The organism is Vibrio sp. 970 (genome assembly GCF_033339075.1).
Genome location: NZ_JAWOTW010000534.1, coordinates 1 through 601, shown reverse-complemented (window position 1 = coordinate 601; position 601 = coordinate 1). Strand labels below are relative to the sequence as shown.

The 601-nt window shown below is 49.1% G+C and carries 1 pseudogene; it reads right to left on the bottom strand.

Annotation, left to right across the window (positions count from 1 at the left end):
- A pseudogene (locus R7Q11_RS27710) lies at positions 1-601 on the bottom strand (electron transport complex subunit RsxC); the annotation flags it as partial.

The window sequence follows — 601 nt, the reverse complement described above, 5'->3', positions numbered from 1 at the left end:
GTTCGACGATTTCGATACCCTGTATAAGCTCTTCGGCATGCTCCTGCATCAGTTTGTCATCGGCCGTGATGTACGGTTCACATTCTGCAGCATTTACAATCAGGATTTCTGTACGAGCAATGCCCGATTGGATCTTTTTCGCGGTAGGGAAGCCAGCACCACCCATCCCTGAAATGCCAGCAAGGCGAATAATGTCGATGAGTGCATCGGCGGATTCTTGAGTGTAGTCAGCGATAGGTGACTTTTCACACCAAGTATCTTGGCCGTCAGGAGTGATGACGGCGCACAATTCGCTCAAACCAGAAGGGTGAGCCACCGTTCGAGGCTCGATGGCAGTAATAGTGCCAGAAGTTGGCGCATGTACGGGTACTGTAAACCCAGTTTCTGATTGGGTTAAAGCTTGCCCTTTTAAAACGTGCTCACCAACAGAGACCAACAAGTTACCCGCTTTACCAATGTGCTGTTTCAGCGGAAGAATGATTTCAGCGGGAATGGATGCTCGCACTAAGTCGGCTTTATTGGATTGTTTTTTGTTTTCTGCCGGATGCACACCGCCTGGGAAGTCCCAAAGCGAGCCTGTACGAATTTGTTCAATCAAAGA